This is a genomic window from Gluconobacter sp. P1D12_c (assembly GCF_018812105.1).
Lineage (GTDB): Bacteria > Pseudomonadota > Alphaproteobacteria > Acetobacterales > Acetobacteraceae > Gluconobacter > Gluconobacter oxydans_A.
This window is the reverse complement of the sequence record NZ_JACSIQ010000729.1, coordinates 1-387: the sequence shown is the minus strand read 5'-3', so window position 1 is coordinate 387 and position 387 is coordinate 1. Positions and strand designations below refer to the sequence as shown.

Here is a 387-nt window from a genome sequence, read left to right as displayed (position 1 = left end):
GTTTTTGTGCTCGGGTGCGTCCCGTTCTAGCGCCCCGTAGTAGGTTTTCAGCTTGGTGTGGGTGGCCTTGCTTCCTTCGATGCCGCGTTCCAGTCCGACAGGGCGTCCCACAACTCGCGCAAAGTCGGTCTGCATCTCGTTCAGGGCCTTGGCACCACCGAGGAACCGGCGGCAATTCAGGCGGCCTGTATCGGGGTCTTTTGGCACCACGTAGGCCGACAGGTGCGGCGTTTTTTCGTCCCGGTGAATGATGGCAGCGATCACGTTGTCCTTGCCGTGCCGCTCCTGAATCCAGCGCAACGCCTCGTTCAAATAGGTTTCACGACACGAAAGTGTACTTTACGTACGCTTAGAGTGAACCCAACAAGAACGTTGAGGCTGTTCTGC

General features: G+C 57.9%; 1 protein-coding gene. It reads right to left on the bottom strand.

What is annotated here, in order from left to right:
* On the bottom strand, nucleotides 1-312 hold a 312-nt coding region (locus tag KP705_RS18930; protein ID WP_252348457.1), incomplete at its 3' end, for a plasmid recombination protein.
* Nucleotides 313-387: the final 75 nt, after the last annotated feature.